Source organism: Acidovorax sp. GW823-FHT05D11, assembly GCF_058795695.1.
The window spans coordinates 2,606,850-2,627,299 of sequence record NZ_CM179502.1; the positions used below are offsets into that span (position 1 = coordinate 2,606,850).

A 20,450-nucleotide genomic window follows, 5' to 3' on the forward strand; every position below is an offset into this window, starting at 1 on the left:
ACATCGATGGTCCTGATCCGTGTCGTCCATGCACTGCGCTGGCGGCGCGCCATGCCCTGGGTCAGCAGGCGTTGCGTCGTGGCCTCTTTTTTCCTGCCGGCAAAAAGTGTTGTGGAGTCGGCCGTTGCAGAATGGCGCCGTTTTTGCACCGGACGGCATGACGCCACCCAGCCTGGCGCGCTCCTGCGCACCACGGCGGTGCGCGCGCCCCGTCAGCCATTCGTCAGTGATGCCCTGGGACCCCTCGCCATGAACCTGCGTTTCGTCGAAGCCTTCTACTGGGTGGCCTCCCTCAAAAGTGTCACGCGCGCCGCGGAAAAGCTGTTTCTCACGCAGTCGGCCATGTCCAGCCGCATCGCCGCGCTGGAGGAGGAGCTGGGTGTGTTGCTGCTGGACCGGCGCGACAAGCACTTCAAGCTCACCGTGGCCGGCACACGGTTTCTGACCTACGCCAAGCGCATGCTGGAGCTGCAGCGCCAGCTCAAGACCGAGATGGGATCGGGCGGGCCGCTGGAGGTGTCGATCCGGCTGGGCGCCATCGAATCGGTGCTGCACTCCTGGCTCATTCCATGGGTGGAGCAGCTGCGCAAGGACAACCCCTTGCTGGAGCTCGAGCTCACGGTCGAGTCCACGCCCGTGCTGCTCGATCAGATCCGGCGGGGCTCGCTCGACGTCGTGTTCGCGGCGCTGCCTGCATCGGCCGACGGCATGCGCAGCCAGGCGGTGACGCCCATGGAGATGGTGTTCGTGGGCAACGGCAATATCCACCGCAAGCGCCGCTATGTGCTCGATGATTTTGCCGACACGGACATCCTCACCTTCCAGCGCGGCTCGCAGCCGCACGTGTACCTGCTCGACACCTTTCGCAATGCGCAGGTGGAGCCGCGCCGCGTGCACACGGTGTCGTCCATTTCGGCGATGGTGCAGCTGGTGCAGGGCGGCTTCGGCGTGGCCACGCTGCCGCGCCTGGCGGTGGAACGCATGCTGGCGTTTCCAGACCTGCGCGCCCTGGCGTGCGACACCGTGCTCAAGCCCCTGCCCATCCACGTGAGCTACCGCGAGGATCCTTCCTCGCCCGCGATGGAAGCCATCGTTCGCTCCTCGATCGACTTCATCGAGAACATCCAGCCGGGGCCCAAGGGGCCCACCCGCACTCCCCGCAAAAGAAGCAGCGCCCCGCGGTCCTGAGAGGCACAGGGCACCCGAGCACAGGCGTGCCACTCCACGGCCCAGGGCCATGCATCTGCGGATGCCGCAGTGCCTCGGTGTCGCCATCGCAACCGTCCCCGTGGCGGGCGCTCCACAACACCCTGGGGTTAACCCTGAAGCGGATATCAGGGTAATCCCTTGGCACCAACTTGGTTCCCCTTGCCCCAATGAAGTGCATCGAAAAAATCGATGACCTGAGCAAAATTTTTTGAATTTGCCAGCGCCTGCCGCCCCCCAACACAATCCGCCCAACGCCAGACAAATGGCATTTCCCACGACAAGGAAACACGGTGGATTCAGTTCAAGAAAAAGCGCTGGCGGTTTTTGGGTCCGAGGGCATCGACGACCCCGTCCATGTGCGCAGCGTGATCCGGCGAGGCGGCTGGGCATCACACACCAGCGGCCTGGCCCATGGCCGGGTGCAGGGCAACCTGGTGATCCTGCCTGAAGTGCAAGCGGGCGACTTCCTGCGCTTTTGCCAGCGCAACCCCAAGCCCTGCCCGGTGCTGGCGGTGAGCGAGCCCGGCCAGTTCGCGCTGCCCACGCTCGGGGGCGGCATCGACATCCGCAGCGATGTGCCGCAGTACCGCGTCTGGCGCCACGGCGAGCTCACGCAGGAGGTGCCAGACATCGCCGACCTGTGGCGCCCCGACCTCGTGACCTTCATCCTCGGCTGCTCGTTCTCGTTCGAGTCCGCGCTGCAGGAGGCCGGCATCAGCCTGCGCCACATCAACGAAGGCAAGAACGTGGCGATGTACCGCACGAACATTGCCACGCAGCCGGCAGGGCCCTTCGGGGGCGCCATGGTGGTCTCCATGCGGCCCATGCCTGCGGCCGACGTGATCCGTGCGGTGCAGGTCACATCGCGCTTTCCCAACGTGCATGGCGCGCCGGTGCACATCGGCGACCCTGCGCTCATCGGCATTGCGGACATCGCAGAACCCGACTACGGCGACGCCGTGCCGCTGATGCCCGGCGAGATCCCTGTCTTCTGGGCCTGCGGCGTCACGCCACAGTCCGCCATCCTGAACGCCCAGCCCGCGTTCTGCATCACCCATTCCCCAGGGTGCATGTTGGTCACCGACCTTCTCAATCACCACCTCGCCAGCTTTTAACCAAGGAGTTTCCCCATGAAGAAAATGATGTTCGGCCTGTGCGCCGCGGCCGCCGCATGCCTGGCCCATGCCGAGACCAGGTGGGACCTGCCCTCGGGCTATGCCGTCAACACCTTCCAGGTGCAGAACCTGCAGCAGTTCGTGCAGGACGTAGGCAAGGCCAGCGGCGGCAAGCTCAAGATCACGGTGCACCCCAACGCATCGCTGTTCAAGGCCAATGAAATCAAGCGCACCGTGCAGTCCGGGCAGGTGGCGATCGGCGAGTTCATCCTTTCCGGCGCTGCCAACGAGGCGGCGGTCTACGGTGTGGACTCCATTCCGTTCCTTGCCACGAGCTATGCGGACTCCAAGCGCCTGGACCAGTCCTCGCGCCCGCTGCTGGTCAAGACGCTGGGGGCACAGGGCATGAAGCTGCTCTACACCGTGCCATGGCCGGCGCAGAGCCTGTATTCGGTGAAGCCTGTCACGGCCCTCAAGGACCTCAAGGGCACCAAGATGCGGGCCTACAACCCGGCCACGTCGGCCATCGCCAACCTCATCGGCGCGCAGCCGGTGACGATCCAGCTGGCCGAGCTGTCGGCGGCGCTGGCCACGGGCACCGTGGACAACTTTCTCACCTCCAGCGCCAGCGGCGTGGACAGCAAGCTCTACGAAAGCGTGAAGTACTTCTACGGCGTGGCGGCCTGGCTGCCGCGCAATGCCGTGGTGGTGAACCAGAAGGCCTTCGACAGCCTGGACAAGGCCACGCAGGACGCGGTGCTGGCGCAGGCCGCGATTGCCGAGCAGCGCGGCTGGGCGCTGAGCGAGCAAAAGGACCAGGAGTACCTCAAGGAACTGGCCGCCAAGGGCATGCAGGTGGACGTGAGCGCCGAGAACCTCAAGAAGGAGCTCAAGACCGTGGGTGAGCGCATGACGGCCGACTGGATCAAGACCGCGGGCGATGACGGCAAGGCTGTCATCGATGCCTACAACGGCAAGAAGTGAGCAGGCCGCCATGTCCCTCATGCCTCCTACATCGGCCATTGCGGGCGATGCGCCCCCGGCCCTGGCCATGCCGCCGCACGTGCTGCGGCGCGCGCTGGACGGCGCGTACCTGGCCGCCGGCGCCGTCGGGGCTGCCTGCATCGCCGTCATCTGCGTGCTGATGGTGGTCCAGTCGCTCGGGCGCCAGTTCGGCTTTCCGACCGGCGCCATCAACGACGTGGTGGCCTGGCTGTGTGCCGCAGCGGCCTTCCTGACCATGGCCCATGCCTTCAAGCACGGCGATTTCGTGCGCGTGACGCTGGTGCTGGAGAAGCTGTCTCCCGCCACGCGCCGCAAGTACGAGGTGGCCTGCCTGACCGTCGCGGCCGTGGCCATCGGCTACCTCACCTGGTGGGCCTGTGTCTTCACCTACGAAAGCTGGCAGTTCAAGGAACTGGCCCAGGGCCTGTGGGCGATTCCCATCTGGATCCCGCAGATGAGCTTTGCGCTGGGCTCCGTGCTCTTTCTCGTCGCCGTGGTCGATGAGTGGTGGATCGTGGTGCAGGGCGGCGTGCCTACCTTTGTGCGGCTGGTGGAAGAGCGCCACGCCAAGGGCGACTTTTCTTCGGATCTTTAAGGAGCATCCCCATGGACATTCTTTCCATCGGCGCCTTCCTGTTGCTGCTCATGCTGCTCATGCTGTCCGGCGGTGTCTGGATCGCCATGACGCTGGCCATCTGCGGCTGGGTCGGCCAGGCCTTCTTCACCAGCAGCCAGCCCGGGCTGAACCTCTTTTCGGCCTTCTGGGAGAGCAACGCGAGCTGGGAGCTGGCGGCGCTTCCCCTGTTCATCTGGATGGGGGAGATCCTGTTTCGCACCCGGCTGAGCGAGGACATGTTCAGCGGCCTCGCCCCCTGGCTGAGCCGTGTGCCCGGCCGGCTGTTCCACACCACCATCCTGGGCTGCGGCATCTTCGGCTCGGTGTCGGGTTCGTCGGCGGCCACCTGCGCCACCATCGCCAAGGTCTCGCTGCCTGCGCTCAAGAAGCGCGGTTACAACGAGAGCATCGCGATCGGTTCGCTGGCCACGGCAGGCACGCTCGGTATCCTGATTCCGCCGTCCATCACCATGGTGGTGTACGCCGTGGCGGCCGATGCCTCCATCATCCGCATCTTCCTGGCGGGCTTCTTGCCCGGCTTGCTGCTGATGCTGCTGTTCTCGGGCTACATCGCCTGGTGGTCCGTGCGCAACAAGCAGCTCATGCCTGCCGACGAGCCGCCCACCACCTTCCGCGAAAAGCTGTATCTGTCGCGCAACCTGATTCCCTGTGCGCTGCTGATCGTGTTCATCTGCTGGTCCCTGGTGGCCGGCTGGGCGACGGCCACCGAGTGCGCGGCCTACGGTGTGGTGGGTGCCCTGGCACTGGCCGCATGGTGCAGGGCGCTGACCTGGCAGAACTTCAAGGAAGGCCTGGCGGGCTCGGCGCGCACCAGCTGCATGATCATGTTCATCCTGGCGGGCGCCGCGTTCCTCACCAAGACCATGGCCTTTACCGGCATACCGCGCGAGCTGGCCGAATGGGTCGATTCGATGCACCTGTCGCCCTACGCGCTGATCGCCTGCCTGGTGGGCGTGTACCTGGTGCTGGGCACCGCGCTCGACGGCATCAGCATGATCGTGCTGACCGCTGCGGTCGTGATGCCCATGGTCGAGAAGGCCGGGTTCGATCTCATCTGGTTCGGCATCTTCGTGATCCTGCTGGTCGAGATCGCCGAGGTCACGCCGCCCGTCGGTTTCAACCTCTTCGTGCTGCAGAACATGACCGGCAAGGACAGCAACCTGATCGCCAAGGCGGCCATACCGTTCTTCCTGTGCCTGGTGGTGTGCATCGGCCTGATCACGGTCTTCCCGCAGATCGTCACCATCGTCCCTGACCTCGTGATGGGCCAGCCGAAGTAGCAACCGCGGCCTGCGTCGGCCCGTTTTCCCCTGTGTCTGCCGGCCCCCGCGCCGGCCCCTCATCCCCCAACAGGAGCTTGCCATGAAGATGGTCTTGCTGACCGCGCTCGCCGTGGCCCCGGCGCTGCACGCCCAGACACAGTGGAAGCTGGCCACCGGCTACCGGGTGGAGTCGTTCCACACGCGCAACATCGTCCAGTTTGCGCAGGATGTGGAGCGCGCATCCTCAGGCGCCCTGCGCATCGAGGTGCACGCCAACAACACGCTGGCCAGGCTGGGGGACATTCCGGCCGCAGTGCAGGGCGGCAAGGCCCAGGCGGGCGAGACCATCATGACCAGCTTGGTGGCAGACATGCCCATCGCCGGGGCCGATGCCGTGCCCTTCGTGGTGCACAGCTATGCCGATGCGCGCCGCTTGTGGGACCTGCAGCGGCCTTTGATCGACACGCACCTTGCGGCCAAGGGCATCAAGGCGCTGTACGCCGTGCCCTGGCCGCCGCAGGGGCTCCTGAGCGTTGCACCCGTGCGCTCATCGGCCGATTTCAAGGGCACCCGCATGCGCACGTACAACCCCGCCACGGTGCGCATCGCGCAAATGCTGGGCGCCACGCCGGTGGATGTGCCCATGGTCGACGTCAACAAGGCGCTGTCGGCGGGCAAGCTCGACTCCATGATCACCTCGGCCCTGACCGGGGTGGAAAACCAGGTCTGGGGCCAGATCCGGCAGTACTACGGCATCAACGCCTGGTTTCCCAAGAACATCGTTTTTGTCAACCAGCAGGCCTTCGATGCGCTGCCCGCCAGCGTGCGCGAGGCGGTGGTCCAGGCCGCCGCGCAGGCCGAGGCGCGCGGCTGGGCTCTGAGCGCGGCGGTGGCCGAAGAGTCGGTGGCCGAACTTCAGCGCAGGGGCATCAAGGTGGACCGCGCCCCTGCCGAGCTGGACGCCGAACTCCGGCGCCTGGGAGAACGCTTCTCCCGCGAGTGGGTGCAGTCCGTCGGCAATGAGGCCAACAAGATTTTCATTCCGTACTACTTTCAACGTTAACCAGTGAGTCTCATCACCATGCAAGTTCCCTCTACAGTGACCACCGCACCGGCTGGCAACCGCTGGCAGTTCTGGATCGACCGGGGCGGCACTTTCACCGACATCGTGGCCAAGCGGCCCGATGGGTCGCTCACCACCCACAAGCTGCTGTCCGAAAACCCCGAGCAGTACAAGGACGCGGCGGTGGCGGGCATACGGCACCTGCTGGGGCTGAAACCCGGCGAGCCGGTCACGCCAGCGCAAGTGGAGTGCGTGAAGATGGGTACCACGGTGGCCACCAACGCGCTGCTGGAGCGCAAGGGCGAGCCCACGCTGCTGGTCACCACGCGCGGCTTTCGCGACGCGCTGCGCATCGCGTACCAGAACCGCCCACGCCTCTTCGACCGCCACATCCAGCTGCCCGAGCTGCTGTACAGCGACGTGATCGAGGCCCGCGAGCGCATGGGCGCCCGGGGGGACGTGCTGCAGCTGCTGGATGAAGCCGCGCTCCGGGGCGACCTGCTGGCCGCCTATGGGCGCGGCCTGCGCAGCGTGGCCATCGTGTTCATGCACGGCTACCGCTACGCGCAGCACGAAAAGGCGGCGCAGCGCATCGCCCTGTCGGTGGGGTTCACGCAGATCAGCACATCGCACGAAACCAGCCCCATGATGAAGTTCGTGAGCCGGGGCGACACCACGGTGGTGGATGCGTACCTCTCGCCCATCCTGCGCCGCTACGTGGACCAGGTGGCCAGCGAGATGCCGGGCGTCAAGCTGTTCTTCATGCAGTCGTCGGGCGGCCTGACCGATGCGGGCACCTTCCAGGGCAAGGACGCCATCCTGTCGGGCCCCGCGGGCGGCATCGTGGGCATGGCGCGCACGGCAGGCCTGGCCGGGCATGAGAAAGTCATCGGCTTCGACATGGGCGGCACGTCCACCGACGTGAGCCACTACGCCGGTGCGTTCGAGCGCGAGTTCGAGACTCATGTGGCGGGTGTACGCATGCGCGCGCCCATGATGAGCATCCACACGGTGGCGGCCGGCGGCGGCTCGGTGCTGGCGTACGACGGCTCGCGGTTCCGCGTGGGCCCGGAGAGCGCGGGCGCCAACCCCGGCCCCGTCAGCTACCGCCGGGGTGGCCCGCTGGCCGTGACGGACGCGAACGTGATGGTCGGCAAGGTGCAGCCACGCTACTTCCCCAGCGTGTTCGGCCCGGCCGCCAATGAGACGCTGGACGCCGACGCGGTGCGCGTACGGTTTCAGGACATCGCTACGCAGACCCGGCGCAAGCCCGAGGAAGTGGCCGAAGGCTTCATCCAGATCGCCGTGCAGCAGATGGCCAACGCGATCAAGAAGATCAGCGTGGCGCGCGGCTACGACGTCACGCGCTACACGCTGCAGTGCTTTGGCGGCGCGGGCGGCCAGCACGCCTGCCTGGTGGCCGACGCCCTGGGCATGACGCGGGTGTTCGTGCACCCGCTGGCGGGGGTGCTCAGCGCCTACGGCATGGGCCTGGCGGACCAGAACGTGATCCGCGAGCAGGCGGTGGAGATGCCGCTCGCCATCGATGTGCTGCCCCTGATAGCCGAGCGCCTGGACGCGCTGGGCTCTGCCGCCCAGGCGGAGCTGGAGCGCCAGCAGGTCAGCGCCAACCCCGTGCAGGTGCGCCACAACGTGCATGTGCGCTACGAGGGCACCGACTCGGCGCTGGTCGTGCCCTTCGGCGACATGGCGGCCATCCAGTCCGCCTTCGAAGCGGCGTACCGCCAGCGCTTTGCCTTCCTGATGGTGGGCAAGGGCCTGGTGGTGGAGGCCGTGTCGGTCGAGGCGGTGATCGCCGGCGATGCGCCCGCAGAGCCGCGCCTGCCGGTGCACGCCCACCGCAAGCACCCGCTGCGCGAGACGGTGAAGATGTATTCGGGCAGCGAGTGGCACGACGCAGCCCTGGTGGTGCGCGAGGACCTGCGCCCCGGCGACGTGGTCCCCGGCCCCGCCATCATTGCCGAGAAGAACACCACCACCGTGGTGGAGCCGGGCTGGTCGGCGCGCCTGACCGACCTGGACCACCTGGTGCTGGACCGCGTGACCGCGCGCAAGGTGCAGTACGCCGCCGGCACCACGGTGGACCCGGTGCTGCTGGAGGTGTTCAACAACCTGTTCATGAACATCGCCGAGCAGATGGGCCTGCAGCTGCAGAACACCGCGTACTCGGTGAACATCAAGGAGCGGCTGGACTTCAGCTGCGCGCTGTTCGATGCCACCGGCAACCTGATCGCCAACGCGCCGCACATGCCGGTGCACCTGGGTTCGATGGGCGAGAGCATCAAGACCGTGATCCGCGAGAACACCGGCAAGATGCACCCCGGCGATGTGTTCATGCTCAACGACCCCTACCATGGCGGCACCCATCTGCCCGATGTGACGGTGATCACGCCGGTGTACGTGGCCGAAGGCGCGGAGCCCACGTTCTACGTCGGCAGCCGGGGCCACCATGCGGACATCGGCGGCACCACGCCGGGATCGATGCCGCCGTTTTCCACGCGCATCGACGAAGAGGGCGTGCAGATCAACAACGTGAAGCTGGTGGACCGCGGCATCTTCCTGGAAGAGGAGGTGCGCACCCTGCTGGCCACGGGCGGCGGCACCACGGCGTACCCGAGCCGCAACCCAGAGCAGAACCTGGCCGACCTGCGCGCGCAGATCGCGGCCAACGAAAAGGGCGTGCAGGAGCTCGCGAAGATGGTGGAGCAGTTCGGCCTTCCCGTCGTGCAGGCCTACATGCGCCATGTGCAGGACAACGCCGAAGAATCGGTGCGCCGCGTGATCACGCAGCTCAAGGACGGGCAGTTCACCCTGCCACTCGACAACGGCGCGCAGATCAGCGTATCGGTCAAGGTCAACGTGGCCGAGCGCAGCGCGGTGATCGACTTCGCGGGCACCAGCGCGCAGCAGACCAACAACTTCAACGCGCCGCGTGCAGTGTGCATGGCCGCGGTGCTGTACGTGTTCCGCACGCTGGTGGACGACGACATTCCGCTCAATGCCGGGTGCTTGAAGCCCTTGCAGGTCCTCATCCCGCAGGGCTCCATGCTCAACCCCAACCCGCCGGCCTCGGTGGTGGCGGGCAATGTGGAGACCTCCACCTGCATCACCAATGCGCTGTTCGGCGCCTTGGGCGTGATGGCGGGCAGCCAGCCCACCATGAACAACTTCACCTTTGGCAACGCGCAGTACCAGTACTACGAAACCATCGCCGGCGGCAGCGGCGCGGGCGCGGTGTTCGATGCCTCGGGCCGCACGGTGCGCGGGTTCGACGGCACCAGCGTGGTCCAGACCCACATGACCAACTCGCGCCTGACCGACCCCGAGGTGCTGGAGTTCCGCTTCCCGGTGGTGCTCGACAGCTACGAGATCCAGCGCGGGTCCGGCGGCGCCGGGCGCTGGGCCGGCGGCGATGGCGGCGTGCGGCGCGTGCGCTTTCTGCAGGCCATGACCGCCAGCATCCTGTCCAACGGCCGGCTCAATCCCGCCTTTGGCATGGCAGGCGGCCAGCCGGGCCGCGCCGGGTCCAACCGGGTGCTGCGCGCCAATGGTCAGGTTGAGGAACTGGGCCACATCGGCGCCGCGCTCATGGAGCCGGGCGATGTGTTCGAGATCTCCACGCCCGGCGGCGGCGGCTATGGGGAATGTGCGGCGCATTGAGCCGGGGCAGGAACGCCGCGGCCAGGGGCAGGCACGGCGCTTGCGTTCCTGCACGCCAGCCGCCCCCGTGGGGCGCATGTTGAACCAGGGAAGGGATTTTCATGAGCTATCTGCCTGCCACCACCGCGTCGGCATTGCCCGCCCAGGCAAGGGCTTCGCCACGGGCCCAGGCGTCGGCGCGCACCGCCGGCGGCGGCGGCACCGCGGCGCCCCCCCGGCGGCGCAACCTGAGCGTGGGCCAGAAGCTCGCCACCAGCTTTGGCCTGCTGGGCGGCGCGGTGGCCCTGCTGGGTGCGATGACCTGGATGACAGGCGAGGGCACCCGCCGCCAGGCCGCTCTGCTTGCGGGTGAGCAGCTGCCCATCGAGCGCTCGGTGCGCGACTGGAAGACGCAGTCCGTCACCATCGGCCAGATCGCGCTGCGCGCCACGGTGTCGTCCGACGTTTTCCCCCTGGTGGCCGAGCTGCGCAAGCAGCTGGCGGATGAAGACGCCATGCGCGGGCGCATCGAGGCGGCGCTGGCCGGTGCTTCCACCGCCGAGCACACCAAGCCCCTGTGGGCGGCGGCCCAGGCGCAGCGCCAGCAGTACGCGGCACTGCGCGACACGCTGGTGCAGAACGCCCTGGAGTCCAAGGTGATCAGCCAGAAGGAGCTGCAGGACCATGCCGCAGCGCTCACGCGCTACCTGCAGGCGATCGACCTGTTGCTCGATGCGTCGGAGCAGTCATCGCTGGCGGCGGCCGACACCATGGTCGCCGACGCATTGCGCGCGCAATGGATCAGCGCCATCGCCGTGCTGGTGGTGGTGGGCCTGTCGGGGTTGTTCGGGTGGCTGCTGCGGCGCTCCATCGTGCTGCCGCTGCGCCAGGCGTGCGAGGCCGCCGCGCAGGTGGCGAACGGCGATCTCACGGTGCACCTGGAGACCCGCCGCACGGACGAGATCGGGCAGTTGCTCACCGCGCTCAACGCCATGGTCGAGTCCTTGCACTATGTGGTGACCGAGGTGCGCGATGCGGGCGATTCCATCCACGTGGCCAGCTCCGAGGTGGCGGCGGGCAACACCGACCTGAGCGCGCGCACCGAGCATGCGGCCAGCAGCCTGCAGCAGACGGCGGCGAGCATTGCCCAACTGGCGCAGATGGTGGCGGCCAATGCCGACAGCACCGGTCAGGCCCATGCGCTGGCGCGCAATGCCAAGGGGGTGGCCAGCAAAGGTGGCGAGGTGGTCGGCCAGGTGGTCACGACGATGGAAGAGATCAATGCCAGCAGCCAGAAGATCGCCGACATCGTGGGCATCATCGACGGCATCGCGTTCCAGACCAACATCCTGGCGTTGAACGCGGCGGTGGAGGCGGCCCGTGCCGGTGAGCAGGGCCGCGGATTCGCCGTGGTGGCCAGCGAGGTGCGGGGCCTGGCCGGGCGCAGCGCCAACGCGGCGCGCGAGATCAAGGCGCTGATCGCCGACAGCGTGGACAAGGTGAGCGACGGCGCGAGGCTGGTGGTGACCGCGGGCTCCACCATGGACGACATTGTCCGCAGCGTGGAGCGCGTGACTGCGCTGATGTCCGAGATCAACGAGGCCAGCACCGAACAGAGCACGCAGATCGGCCAGGTGAGCCAGGCGGTGGACCAGCTCGACCACATGACGCAGCAGAACGCCGCGCTGGTGGAAGAGGGCGCGGCGGCCGCGCAGAGCCTCCAGGACCAGGCGCACCGGCTGGCGCAGGCCATGGGGCAGTTCCAGCTCGTTCGTGCAGCGGTTTGAGTTTGGAAAATCCAATAAAAAAAGGCCTGCAGCGCAGGCCCATCAAGCGCAAGGCGCTATGATTTTTATAGCTACATGCCCGAGTAGTTGGGGCCGCCGCCGCCCTCGGGCGTGACCCACACGATGTTCTGCGTCGGGTCCTTGATGTCGCAGGTCTTGCAGTGCACGCAGTTCTGCGCGTTGATCTGCAGGCGCTGCGCATCGCCGCCCTTGGCGGTGTCGGGCACGAACTCGTACACACCCGCCGGGCAGTAGCGGGCCTCGGGGCCGGCGTACTTGGCCAGGTTGATGTTGACCGGCACGCTCGCATCCTTGAGCGTCAGGTGGGCGGGCTGGTTTTCTTCGTGGTTGGTGTTGCTGATGAAGACGCTGGAGAGGCGATCGAAGGTCAGCTTGCCGTCGGGCTTGGGGTAGACGATGGGCTTGCACTCGGCCGCGGGCTTCAAGTAGGCATGGTCGGGCTTGTCGCGGTGCAGCGTCCAGGGGATGTGGCCGCGCAGCACGAACTGCTCGAAACCGTTCATCAGCGTGGCTGTGGTCAGGCCGTACTTGAACCAGTTCTTGAAGTTGCGGTCCTTGTTCAGCTCGGTGTAGAGCCAGCTGGCCTCGAATGCCTCGGGGTAGGCCTTGAGTTCGTCGTGCTGGCGGCCGGCCACGATGGCGTCGTAGGCTGCCTCCGCGGCCAGCATGCCGGTCTTGATGGCGGCGTGGCTGCCCTTGATGCGGCCCACGTTCAGGTAGCCCGCGTTGCAGCCCACGAGCGCGCCGCCCGGGAAGATGGTCTTGGGCAGGGCGTTGATGCCGCTGGCGTTGATGGCGCGCGCGCCATACGACAGGCGCTTGGCGGTGATCTCGCCCTTGTCGTTCTCGAAGTAGTAGCGGACGTTCGGGTGCGTCTTCCAGCGCTGGAATTCCTCGAACGGGCTGAGGTAGGGGTTCTGGTAGCCCAGGCCGGTCACGAAACCGAGCGCGACCTTGTTGTCGTCCAGGTGGTACAGGAACGCGCCGCCGTAGGTGTCGTTCTCCATGGGCCAGCCGGCGGTGTGCATCACGAAGCCGGGCTGGTGCTTCTTGGGGTCGATCTCCCACAGCTCCTTCACGCCGATGCCGAAGCTTTGCGGGTCGCGGTCTGCGTCCAACTTGTAGCGCGCGATCAGCTGGCGGCCCAGGTGGCCGCGTGCGCCTTCGGCGAACACGGTGTACTTGCCCAGCAGTTCCATGCCCAGCTGGAAGTTCTCGGTGGGCTCGCCGTCCTTGCCGACACCCATGTTGCCGGTGGCCACGCCCTTGACGGAACCGTTGTCGTTGTAGAGCACCTCGGCGGCCGCGAAGCCGGGGAAGATCTCCACGCCCAGCGCCTCGGCCTGCTCGGCCATCCACTTGGTCACGTCGCCCAGGCGAACGATGTAGTTACCGTGGTTCTGCGCGAACGGCGGCAGGAAGACATTGGGGACACGAAAGCCCGACTTTTCCGACAGGAAGATGTAGGCGTCATCGGTCACCGGCTGGTTCAGCGGGGCGCCGCGCTTTTTCCAGTCGGGGATCAGCTCGGAGAGCGCCTTGGGGTCCATGATGGCGCCCGAGAGGATGTGCGCGCCGGGCTCGGAGCCTTTTTCCAGCACCACCACCGAGACATCCTGGCCTTTTTCAGCGGCCAGCTGCTTCAGGCGGATCGCGGTGGCCAGGCCGCCGGGGCCGCCGCCAACGACCACCACGTCGTATTCCATCGATTCACGGGGACCATACTGGGCGATGATTTCTTCGTTTGTCATGGGCTTCTCGTCGGGCGTTTGATAATGGGCTATTTTCTACAGAGCAGGGTGCAATGCCCTGTCTGGCTGGCGACTGATTGTATTCACGGAATAGAGACAATCGAACGACCGTTCTATTTTGATCAGTGGGGAAACTCTAAATGGCTTACAGCATCGACTTGTCCGGCCGCGTGGCCTTCATCACGGGCGCCTCCAGCGGCCTGGGCGCGCAGTTCGCCCGCACGCTGGCGCGTGCCGGTGCGGGTGTGGTGCTGGCCAGCCGCCGGGTGGAAAAGCTCAAGGAACTGCGCGCACGCATCGAAGGCGAGGGCGGCGATGCCCATGTGATCGAACTCGACGTGACGGACCATGCCTCGATCAAGTCCGCCGTGGCGCATGCCGAGACGGAGATGGGCTCCATCGACATCCTCGTGAACAACTCGGGCGTGAGCACCACGCAGCGCATCCAGGACGTGACGCCCGAGGACTACGACTTCATCTTCGACACCAACGTGAAGGGTGCGTTCTTCGTCGCGCAGGAGGTGGGCAAGCGCATGCTGGCGCGCTCGCGCGGTGCGGCGCCGGGCAGCTTCACGGGCGGGCGCATCATCAACATCGCCTCGATGGCCGGACTCAAGGTGCTGCCGCAGATCGGCGCCTACTGCATGAGCAAGGCCGCCGTGGTGCAGATGACCAAGGCCATGGCCATGGAGTGGGGCAAGTTCGGCATCAACGTGAACGCGATCTGCCCCGGCTACATCGACACCGAGATCAACCACCACCACTGGAACACCGAGCAGGGCAAGAAGCTCATCGACATGCTGCCCCGCAAGCGCGTGGGAAACGCGCAAGACCTGGACGCGCTGCTGGTGATGCTGGCCAGCGACCAGAGCCATTTCATCAACGGCGCGGTCATTGCGGCGGACGACGGTTTTGCGGTATAGGTTCCCCCTGAGTCGCTGCGCGCCTTCTCCCTGAGGGAGGCTCCACCCCGCGGTCTGGCAGGGCCAGTTCCACGGTGGCACGGGTGTTGGGTGGGGCGCGCCAGCTGCGTAGGCCGTGATCGTGCAAACAACTGAGTCAACGATGAAGATCGAAATCCCTGAGGTCAAGAAACTCGTCCATGAAATGCGCTTTCCCGTGCGCTGGGGCGACATGGACGCCATGGGCCATGTGAACAACACCGTGTATTTCCGCTACCTGGAAACGGCGCGCATCGACTGGATGGTGTCCGTGGGCTGCAACCCCGACCCGCGCGGGCAGGGCCCGGTGATCGTCAACGCCTTCTGCAACTTCTACCGCCAGCTCGAATACCCGGCCGACGTGCTGCTCAAGCTCTATGTGAGCGATCCGGGCCGCACCACGTTCGAGACCTGGGGCACGATGGAGCGGGCGGACCAGCCGGGCGTGGTCTGCGCCGCGGGCGGCGCCACGACGATCTGGGTGGATTTTCCGCAGCAGAAGGCCACGGAACTGCCTGACTGGATGCGGGCGATGGTCAGCTGAGGCGGTGGCGGACGGCCCGCGGGCTCAATCGGCCGGCAGCGCGATGCAGTGGGCCAGCGGCACGCCGCGCTCCTGCGCTGCGCCCAGCAGCAGCACCCGCCGCAACTCGGGCAGGTAGCGGACCGCGGTCTGTGGTGCGCTGTAGCCATTGGTGTCGGACAGGCTTTCCTGCATGCGCAACATCCGGCCCGTTGGCCGGTGTTCGATGGCCAGGGTGCGCACGCCCGTATAGAAAGTGCTGTCGATGCGGCCTTCGGTGCCGAAGAAGCCGCCGCCCACGCGGGCCTTGCGGTGCGTGCCCTGGAACGCGGTGGCGATGCGCAGCTGGCCGTCGCGGCTGGTGCAACTGCCCTCGAATACGGCCGCGCGGTCCATGGGCAGCGGGTTCTGCCGCACCATGACGGGCTGCACGGCCGGTGCCTGCAGCGCTGCGACGGGCACCGGTTCCAGGTGGGCGCAGTCCGTGTCAGGCACCACCTTCCATGCCGTGGCGCCGGGGGAGTCCGCGATCTGCAGCCGTGGTATGCCCACGCCCGCGCCCAGGTAGTAGGCCGGTGCCGCGTCCCCGCTGCGGTAGAGCGTGGACGACAGCAGCGGCGACAGCGCGCCGGGGGGCACGGCCAAGGGCAGTGGGTGCACGGCCAGCGTTCCGGCGGGAGGCCCGAACCCGGCGCACCGCGCCGCACCCGCCGTGAAGGCGAGCGCCAGCAGCAAGGCTCCGGGCGCGGCGCGCATGGCGTCAGGCGGCCGGCTTGGCCTTGGGCACGCGGCCCATCAGGTAGAACTCGGGATTGGGCAGCATGCCCGCGAAGCTGGCCATGCGGTTGGACAGGCCGAAGAACGCGGTGATGGCCGCGATGTCCCAGATGTCCTCGTCGTCGAAGCCGTGGGCGTGCAGCGCGGCGAAGTCGGCATCCTCGATCTCGTGCGAGCGTTCGCAGACCTTCATTGCGAAGTCGAGCATGGCGCGCTGGCGCGGCGTGATGTCGGCCTTGCGGTGGTTGACCGCCACCTGGTCGGCCAGGAAAGGCTTCTTTTCGTAGATGCGCAGGATGGCGCCATGCGCCACCACGCAGTACAGGCACTGGTTGGCGGCGCTGGTGGTGGTGACGATCATCTCGCGCTCGCCCTTGGTGAGGCTGCCTTCTTCCTTGAGCATGAGCGCATCGTGGTACGCAAAAAACGCGCGCCACTCGGCCGGGCGCCGGGCAAACGCCAGGAACACGTTGGGGATGAAGCCAGCCTTCTCCTGCACTTCGAGGATGCGGACGCGGATGTCTTCGGGCAGGCTGTCGAGCGAGGGCACAGGGTAGCGGGTCACAGGGGTCTCCTTGTCGATTTTTCAGTAGGTGGCAGGCATCAGTATCCGGGATTCAGGGATGCCACTGCGTGGCGCGCACGGGGCTTTGCGCGGGCGCTGCCGTGTTGCCCGCCAGCGCATACGACAGCTGCGTCGCGGCGCCGATCACCGTCTGGGCCAGGGCTTCGAGCTTTTCGGCCGGCAGGCGCGATGCGGGGCCGGAGATGCAAACCGAGCCCATCAGGCGCCAGTGCATGCCGAACACCGGCGCCGACACCGTGGCCACGCCTTGCTCGCGTTCGCCGATGGACCAGTGGTAGCCCTTCCTGCGGATGTCTTCGTACGCCTTGCCCGGCTCGCCCGAGAACGCCAGGATCACGCGGCCCGGCGAGCCCTTGTCGAGCGGCAGGCCTTCGCCCATGCGGGCGTGGTGGCGCAGCGCCTGGGGGCCCTCCACGCGCACCAGGCAGGTCCGCACGTTCCCCTCGCGCACATAGAAGGCCGCGCTTTCGCCCGTGGCGTGGGTCAGCTCGCGCAGCGCGGGCTCCAGCACGTTCTGCACGTCAAAGCCCGCCTGGTAGCGCGCGCCCAGCCAGCCCGCGGCAGGCCCCAGGCGCCAGTCGCCGTCTTCGCGCTGCACCATGAAGCCGGACTGCGCCAGCGTGCGCGCCAGGCGCAGCACCGTGGTCTTGTGCAGGCCGCAGCGGCGGCTCAGCTCGGCCAGCGGCAGGCTCGATTCGCCCAGGGCAAAAGCCTCCAGCACCTGCAGGGCCCGGGTGACGGCGATGACGCCCCCGGAGGGCTCGGCCTCGCCTGCGGAGGCCGGTGCGGCAGGCTGGGGCGCGCGGGGCAGCGGAGGGTGTGCGGGCTGGCGGGGGCTGTTGCTCATGGTGCCATTCGTTTCACTGTATGCAACTGCATTGTATGGGTTGAAACGTCTGCGTAAAGTCGCGGCCACGGCGCCGGGCCCTCGCAGGTTCTGCGGACCGGCGTGAAGCACCACCATAAACGGAGACAAATCCATGCCAGCTTTTTCATCGCTTTCGCGTGCCGTCGGCGCGCACCTGTGCCATGCGGTGCTGGGCCTTGCCGCCCTGGCCGCACCCGCAGGCGCAGCCCTGGCGCAGGCCGCTTACCCGAACAAGCCCATCCGCCTGATCGTGCCGTTCCCGCCCGGCGGCGGCACCGACATGATCGCGCGCACCGTGGCGCAAAAGCTCACGGACCAGAACAAGTGGAATGTGATCGTGGACAACCGCCCCGGCGCGGGCGGCAACCTGGGCGTGGACGCCGCGGCCAAGTCGGCCCCTGACGGCTACACCCTGGTCATGGGCCAGACCAGCAACTTGGCGATCAACCCCACGCTGTACCCCAAGCTGCCCTACGACCCCATCAAGGACCTGGTGCCCGTGGCGCTGGTGTCGTCGTCGCCCATCGTGATCGCCGCGCCGGCCAATTCGCCCTACAAGACCTTTGCCGATGTGGTGGCTGCATCCAAGGGCAAGCCCGATGCACTCACGCTGGGCTACTCGGGCAACGGCACGGTGGCCCACCTGGCCGGCGAGCTGGCCGAGAACGCGGCGGGCATCAAGCTGCGCCACATCCCCTACAAGGGCGCGGCCCAGGCCATGACCGACCTGGTGGGCGGGCAGATCGATCTGTACATGTCCTCCGTGCCCACGCTGCTGGGCCAGGTGCGCAACGGCAAGCTCAAGGTGTTGGCCATCACGTCGGCCAAGCGTTCGTCGCAATTGCCGGACGTGCCCACGCTGGCCGAGTCCGGCTACAAGGGCTTCGAGGCCGTGACCTGGTTCGGGATTCTGGCGCCCGCCGGCACGCCCGCACCCATCGTGGCGCAGCTGAACAAGGCCATCAACCAGGCGCTGCAGCATGCCGAGGTGGCCGACAAGCTGCGCTCCGAAGGTGGCGACGTGCTGGGCGGCCCGGCCGATCAGTTCGGCCAGCTGCTGCGCACCGAGGTTCCGCGCTGGGGCAAGATCGTCAAGGACTCGGGCGCCAGCCTGGACTGATTTAGGGCATTGCCTTCAACAGGCCCGTCTCCTTGGGGAGCCTTGCCGTGTACCGCACTGCCTGCGGCTCCCCGCCCAGCGATCCGTTGAAATGCCAAGCGCGCCCCACGCCCGGGCCCCACACGTCGCCCGTCCATCTTTTTCCAACCGCATTGCCTGCAGCCGCTCCACGTCCGCGGTCGCGCTGCGGCATGGGCATTGCGCAGCTGACACCGTGCCACCGCCGCAGCCGCGCAGGCCCCACCGTTTTTCGTGCTCTCTACAAGGAATTCACCATGAGCCAACCCCCCGACATCATTCGTGACATCGACCGCGTGAGCGCCGAGGTCGTGCACAAAGCCGCGACCTTCCAGGCCGCCATCCTGGCCGACGTGGCGGGCCGCCGCGGCACGATGCATGGCCGCGTGGCCCCGGTGCACCAGGGCATGAAGGTGGCCGGCCCGGCCTTCACCGTGGAAGTGCGCCCCGGCGACAACCTCATGATCCACGCCGCCATCGCGCTGGCCCAGCCGGGCGACGTGCTGGTGATCGACGGCAAGGGCGACCTGACCGCCGCCCTCATGGGCACGCTGATGCTCAGCGCCTGCAAGAAGCGCGGCCTGGCCGGCGTGATCGTGGACGCGGCCATCCGCGACAAGCTCGAGATCCTGGAACTGGACTTCCCCGTGTTCAGCGCGGGCTTCAACCCCGCCGGGCCCACCAAGTACGTGCCCGGCCGCATCAACCACCCCATCTCCGCCGGCGGCGCCACGGTGAACCCCGGCGACCTGGTGGTGGGCGATGCCGACGGCGTGGTCGTGATCGAGCGCGCCAAGGCCCCCGGCATGATGGCCCTGGCCGACAAGAAGGTGGCCGACGAGGCCGCCCGCATCGACGCCATCGCCCGGGGCGACACGGCCTCCAAGTGGCTGCCCGCCGCGCTGCGTGCGGCAGGTGTCCTCCAGGAAGGGGAGTCGCTGTGAGCACCAACCCCACCATCATCGTCACGGGCGCCGACCTGGCGCAGCAGGCGCTCGGCCTGCTCACCGGCTACGAAGTCATCTACGCTGGCAAGACGCCGACCGAAGACGACATGGTCGCCCTGGCCAAGCAACACGACCCCGTGGCCATCATCGTGCGCTACGGCAAGGTGGGCCCGGCCGTGATGGACGCGGCGCCTTCGCTCAAGGTGATCTCCAAACACGGCAGCGGCACCGACACCATCGACAAGGTGGCGGCCCAGGCGCGCGGCATCGAGGTGGTGGCTGCCGTGGGCGCCAATGCCGCGGCCGTGGCCGAGCAGGCGCTTGCGCTGCTGCTGGCCTGTGCCAAGTCGGTGGTGCAGCTGGATGCACGCATGCACGCCGGTCACTGGGACAAGGCCACGCACAAGAGCCTGGAGCTCTACGGCCGCACGGTGGGCCTGGTGGGCCTGGGCGCCATTGGCCTGCGCTTTGCCAAGATGGCCGACGCCCTGGGCATGCGCGTGATCGGTTTCGACCCGTTCGCCAAGAACCTGCCCGGCTACGTGCAGAGCGTTCCGCTCGAAACGATCTGGCGCGAGGCCGATGCCGTGTCCCTGCACTGCCCGCTGACCGACGAGAACCGCGGCATGCTGAACGCCGCCACGCTCTCACAGTGCAAGCGCGGCGTCATCGTGGTGAACACCGCCCGCGGCGGCCTCATCGACGAAGCCGCGCTGCTGGCGGCCGTGCGCTCGGGCCAGGTGATGGCGGCGGGCCTGGACAGTTTTGCAGTGGAGCCCATGGTGGCCGGCCACCCGTTCCAGGGCGAGAAGAATTTCATCCTCAGCCCGCACATCGGCGGCGTGACGAGCGACGCCTACGTGAACATGGGCGTGGGCGCGGCCCAGAACCTGCTCGCCGTGCTGGCCCGTGAGGCGGCAGCCGCCCCAGCCGCGTAGCCAGGGCGGGGGACATGCTCGTGAGCACAATTTTCAAGCAAAAATGGCCTCTAGCGCTTACCTGCAAGGCGCTGGAAGCTACGCTATTGATAGCGCCTGCAGCGTGCCTTGCGCAGGCTGGCGACTATCCATCCAAGCCCGTGAAGCTACCGGCCTTTGTGGTTTGATAAATATTGACTATCAATCGAATTCAATCGATTCAATTTACGTGTCATGGATTGC

17 protein-coding genes are annotated in these 20,450 nt (G+C 67.2%); 13 read left to right on the forward strand and 4 right to left on the reverse strand.

Annotation, left to right across the window (positions count from 1 at the left end; translation table 11 throughout):
* Positions 1-249 precede the first annotated feature (249 nt).
* From AC3RCE_RS12185 to AC3RCE_RS12220, 8 genes are all read left to right on the forward strand, one after another.
* Positions 250-1,188 (forward strand): LysR family transcriptional regulator, encoded by a 939-nt coding sequence (locus tag AC3RCE_RS12185; protein ID WP_255590818.1) that lies wholly within the window; start codon positions 250-252, stop codon positions 1,186-1,188.
* 335 nt (positions 1,189-1,523) lie between these two features.
* Positions 1,524-2,324: a putative hydro-lyase gene (locus tag AC3RCE_RS12190; protein ID WP_255594713.1), complete on the forward strand. Its 801-nt coding sequence runs from the start codon at positions 1,524-1,526 to the stop codon at positions 2,322-2,324.
* 15 nt (positions 2,325-2,339) lie between these two features.
* Complete coding sequence (locus AC3RCE_RS12195) at positions 2,340-3,308, forward strand: TRAP transporter substrate-binding protein (protein ID WP_218295216.1); 969 nt, start codon at positions 2,340-2,342, stop codon at positions 3,306-3,308.
* 67 nt (positions 3,309-3,375) lie between these two features.
* Positions 3,376-3,924, forward strand: a complete 549-nt coding sequence (locus AC3RCE_RS12200) for a TRAP transporter small permease subunit (RefSeq protein WP_218295339.1) — start codon at positions 3,376-3,378, stop codon at positions 3,922-3,924.
* An 11-nt stretch (positions 3,925-3,935) separates the two neighbouring features.
* A complete protein-coding gene (locus AC3RCE_RS12205; protein ID WP_218295215.1) occupies positions 3,936-5,246 on the forward strand; it encodes a TRAP transporter large permease in 1,311 nt (436 codons plus the stop codon).
* Between the two features lie 82 nt (positions 5,247-5,328).
* The gene (locus tag AC3RCE_RS12210) at positions 5,329-6,291 is read left to right on the forward strand and encodes a TRAP transporter substrate-binding protein (RefSeq protein WP_492255278.1); all 963 of its coding nucleotides are present in this window, start codon (positions 5,329-5,331) and stop codon (positions 6,289-6,291) included.
* Between the two features lie 18 nt (positions 6,292-6,309).
* Entirely contained in the window at positions 6,310-9,972 is a 3,663-nt protein-coding gene (locus AC3RCE_RS12215; RefSeq protein ID WP_492255279.1) for a hydantoinase B/oxoprolinase family protein, read from the forward strand.
* A 101-nt stretch (positions 9,973-10,073) separates the two neighbouring features.
* A complete protein-coding gene (locus AC3RCE_RS12220; protein ID WP_492255280.1) occupies positions 10,074-11,738 on the forward strand; it encodes a methyl-accepting chemotaxis protein in 1,665 nt (554 codons plus the stop codon).
* 71 nt (positions 11,739-11,809) lie between these two features.
* Here AC3RCE_RS12220 and AC3RCE_RS12225 read toward each other — a convergent pair whose 3' ends face one another.
* Positions 11,810-13,510, reverse strand: coding sequence for an electron transfer flavoprotein-ubiquinone oxidoreductase (locus AC3RCE_RS12225; RefSeq protein ID WP_218295211.1), 1,701 nt, complete (start codon positions 13,508-13,510; stop codon positions 11,810-11,812).
* Positions 13,511-13,650: 140 nt separating this feature from the next.
* Between AC3RCE_RS12225 and AC3RCE_RS12230 the strand changes: the two genes are divergently transcribed.
* A complete protein-coding gene (locus tag AC3RCE_RS12230) occupies positions 13,651-14,433 on the forward strand; it encodes an SDR family oxidoreductase (protein WP_218295210.1) in 783 nt (260 codons plus the stop codon).
* A gap of 142 nt (positions 14,434-14,575) precedes the next feature.
* Complete coding sequence (locus AC3RCE_RS12235) at positions 14,576-14,995, forward strand: acyl-CoA thioesterase (RefSeq protein WP_492255281.1); 420 nt, start codon at positions 14,576-14,578, stop codon at positions 14,993-14,995.
* A 24-nt stretch (positions 14,996-15,019) separates the two neighbouring features.
* On the opposite strand, the gene AC3RCE_RS12240 is transcribed toward AC3RCE_RS12235, so the two are convergent.
* From AC3RCE_RS12240 to AC3RCE_RS12250, 3 genes are read right to left on the reverse strand one after another with little or no spacing between them, the layout of a single operon-like run.
* On the reverse strand, positions 15,020-15,730 hold the full coding sequence (locus AC3RCE_RS12240; protein WP_492255282.1) for a hypothetical protein: 711 nt from the start codon (positions 15,728-15,730) through the stop codon (positions 15,020-15,022).
* A 4-nt stretch (positions 15,731-15,734) separates the two neighbouring features.
* Positions 15,735-16,316, reverse strand: a complete 582-nt coding sequence (locus AC3RCE_RS12245) for a peroxidase-related enzyme (RefSeq protein ID WP_218295207.1) — start codon at positions 16,314-16,316, stop codon at positions 15,735-15,737.
* A gap of 52 nt (positions 16,317-16,368) precedes the next feature.
* Positions 16,369-17,184, reverse strand: a complete 816-nt coding sequence (locus AC3RCE_RS12250) for an IclR family transcriptional regulator (RefSeq protein WP_255594671.1) — start codon at positions 17,182-17,184, stop codon at positions 16,369-16,371.
* A 133-nt stretch (positions 17,185-17,317) separates the two neighbouring features.
* On the opposite strand from AC3RCE_RS12250, the gene AC3RCE_RS12255 reads away from it, so the two are divergent.
* The 3 genes from AC3RCE_RS12255 (at position 17,318) to AC3RCE_RS12265 (ending at position 20,228) form a co-directional block, all read left to right on the forward strand.
* Entirely contained in the window at positions 17,318-18,325 is a 1,008-nt protein-coding gene (locus AC3RCE_RS12255; RefSeq protein ID WP_369643992.1) for a Bug family tripartite tricarboxylate transporter substrate binding protein, read from the forward strand.
* A gap of 275 nt (positions 18,326-18,600) precedes the next feature.
* Positions 18,601-19,287, forward strand: coding sequence for an RraA family protein (locus tag AC3RCE_RS12260; protein WP_492244835.1), 687 nt, complete (start codon positions 18,601-18,603; stop codon positions 19,285-19,287).
* On the forward strand, positions 19,284-20,228 hold the full coding sequence (locus AC3RCE_RS12265) for an NAD(P)-dependent oxidoreductase (protein WP_492255283.1): 945 nt from the start codon (positions 19,284-19,286) through the stop codon (positions 20,226-20,228). The genes AC3RCE_RS12260 and AC3RCE_RS12265 overlap by 4 nt, the downstream gene beginning before the upstream one ends.
* The last annotated feature ends 222 nt before the right edge of the window (positions 20,229-20,450 follow it).

Excerpts from the sequence above, each read along its gene's own strand:
- AC3RCE_RS12200 (WP_218295339.1), top strand. The coding sequence starts at position 3,376 with ATGCCGCCGCACGTGCTGCGGCGCGCGCTGGACGGCGCGTACCTGGCC.
- AC3RCE_RS12260 (WP_492244835.1), top strand. The coding sequence starts at position 18,601 with ATGAGCCAACCCCCCGACATCATTCGTGACATCGACCGCGTGAGCGCC.
- AC3RCE_RS12220 (WP_492255280.1), top strand. The coding sequence starts at position 10,074 with ATGAGCTATCTGCCTGCCACCACCGCGTCGGCATTGCCCGCCCAGGCA.
- AC3RCE_RS12230 (WP_218295210.1), top strand. The coding sequence starts at position 13,651 with ATGGCTTACAGCATCGACTTGTCCGGCCGCGTGGCCTTCATCACGGGC.
- AC3RCE_RS12240 (WP_492255282.1), bottom strand. The coding sequence starts at position 15,730 with ATGCGCGCCGCGCCCGGAGCCTTGCTGCTGGCGCTCGCCTTCACGGCG.
- AC3RCE_RS12250 (WP_255594671.1), bottom strand. The coding sequence starts at position 17,184 with ATGAGCAACAGCCCCCGCCAGCCCGCACACCCTCCGCTGCCCCGCGCG.
- AC3RCE_RS12215 (WP_492255279.1), top strand. The coding sequence starts at position 6,310 with ATGCAAGTTCCCTCTACAGTGACCACCGCACCGGCTGGCAACCGCTGG.
- AC3RCE_RS12225 (WP_218295211.1), bottom strand. The coding sequence starts at position 13,510 with ATGACAAACGAAGAAATCATCGCCCAGTATGGTCCCCGTGAATCGATG.
- AC3RCE_RS12255 (WP_369643992.1), top strand. The coding sequence starts at position 17,318 with ATGCCAGCTTTTTCATCGCTTTCGCGTGCCGTCGGCGCGCACCTGTGC.
- AC3RCE_RS12205 (WP_218295215.1), top strand. The coding sequence starts at position 3,936 with ATGGACATTCTTTCCATCGGCGCCTTCCTGTTGCTGCTCATGCTGCTC.
- AC3RCE_RS12195 (WP_218295216.1), top strand. The coding sequence starts at position 2,340 with ATGAAGAAAATGATGTTCGGCCTGTGCGCCGCGGCCGCCGCATGCCTG.
- AC3RCE_RS12185 (WP_255590818.1), top strand. The coding sequence starts at position 250 with ATGAACCTGCGTTTCGTCGAAGCCTTCTACTGGGTGGCCTCCCTCAAA.
- AC3RCE_RS12210 (WP_492255278.1), top strand. The coding sequence starts at position 5,329 with ATGAAGATGGTCTTGCTGACCGCGCTCGCCGTGGCCCCGGCGCTGCAC.
- AC3RCE_RS12235 (WP_492255281.1), top strand. The coding sequence starts at position 14,576 with ATGAAGATCGAAATCCCTGAGGTCAAGAAACTCGTCCATGAAATGCGC.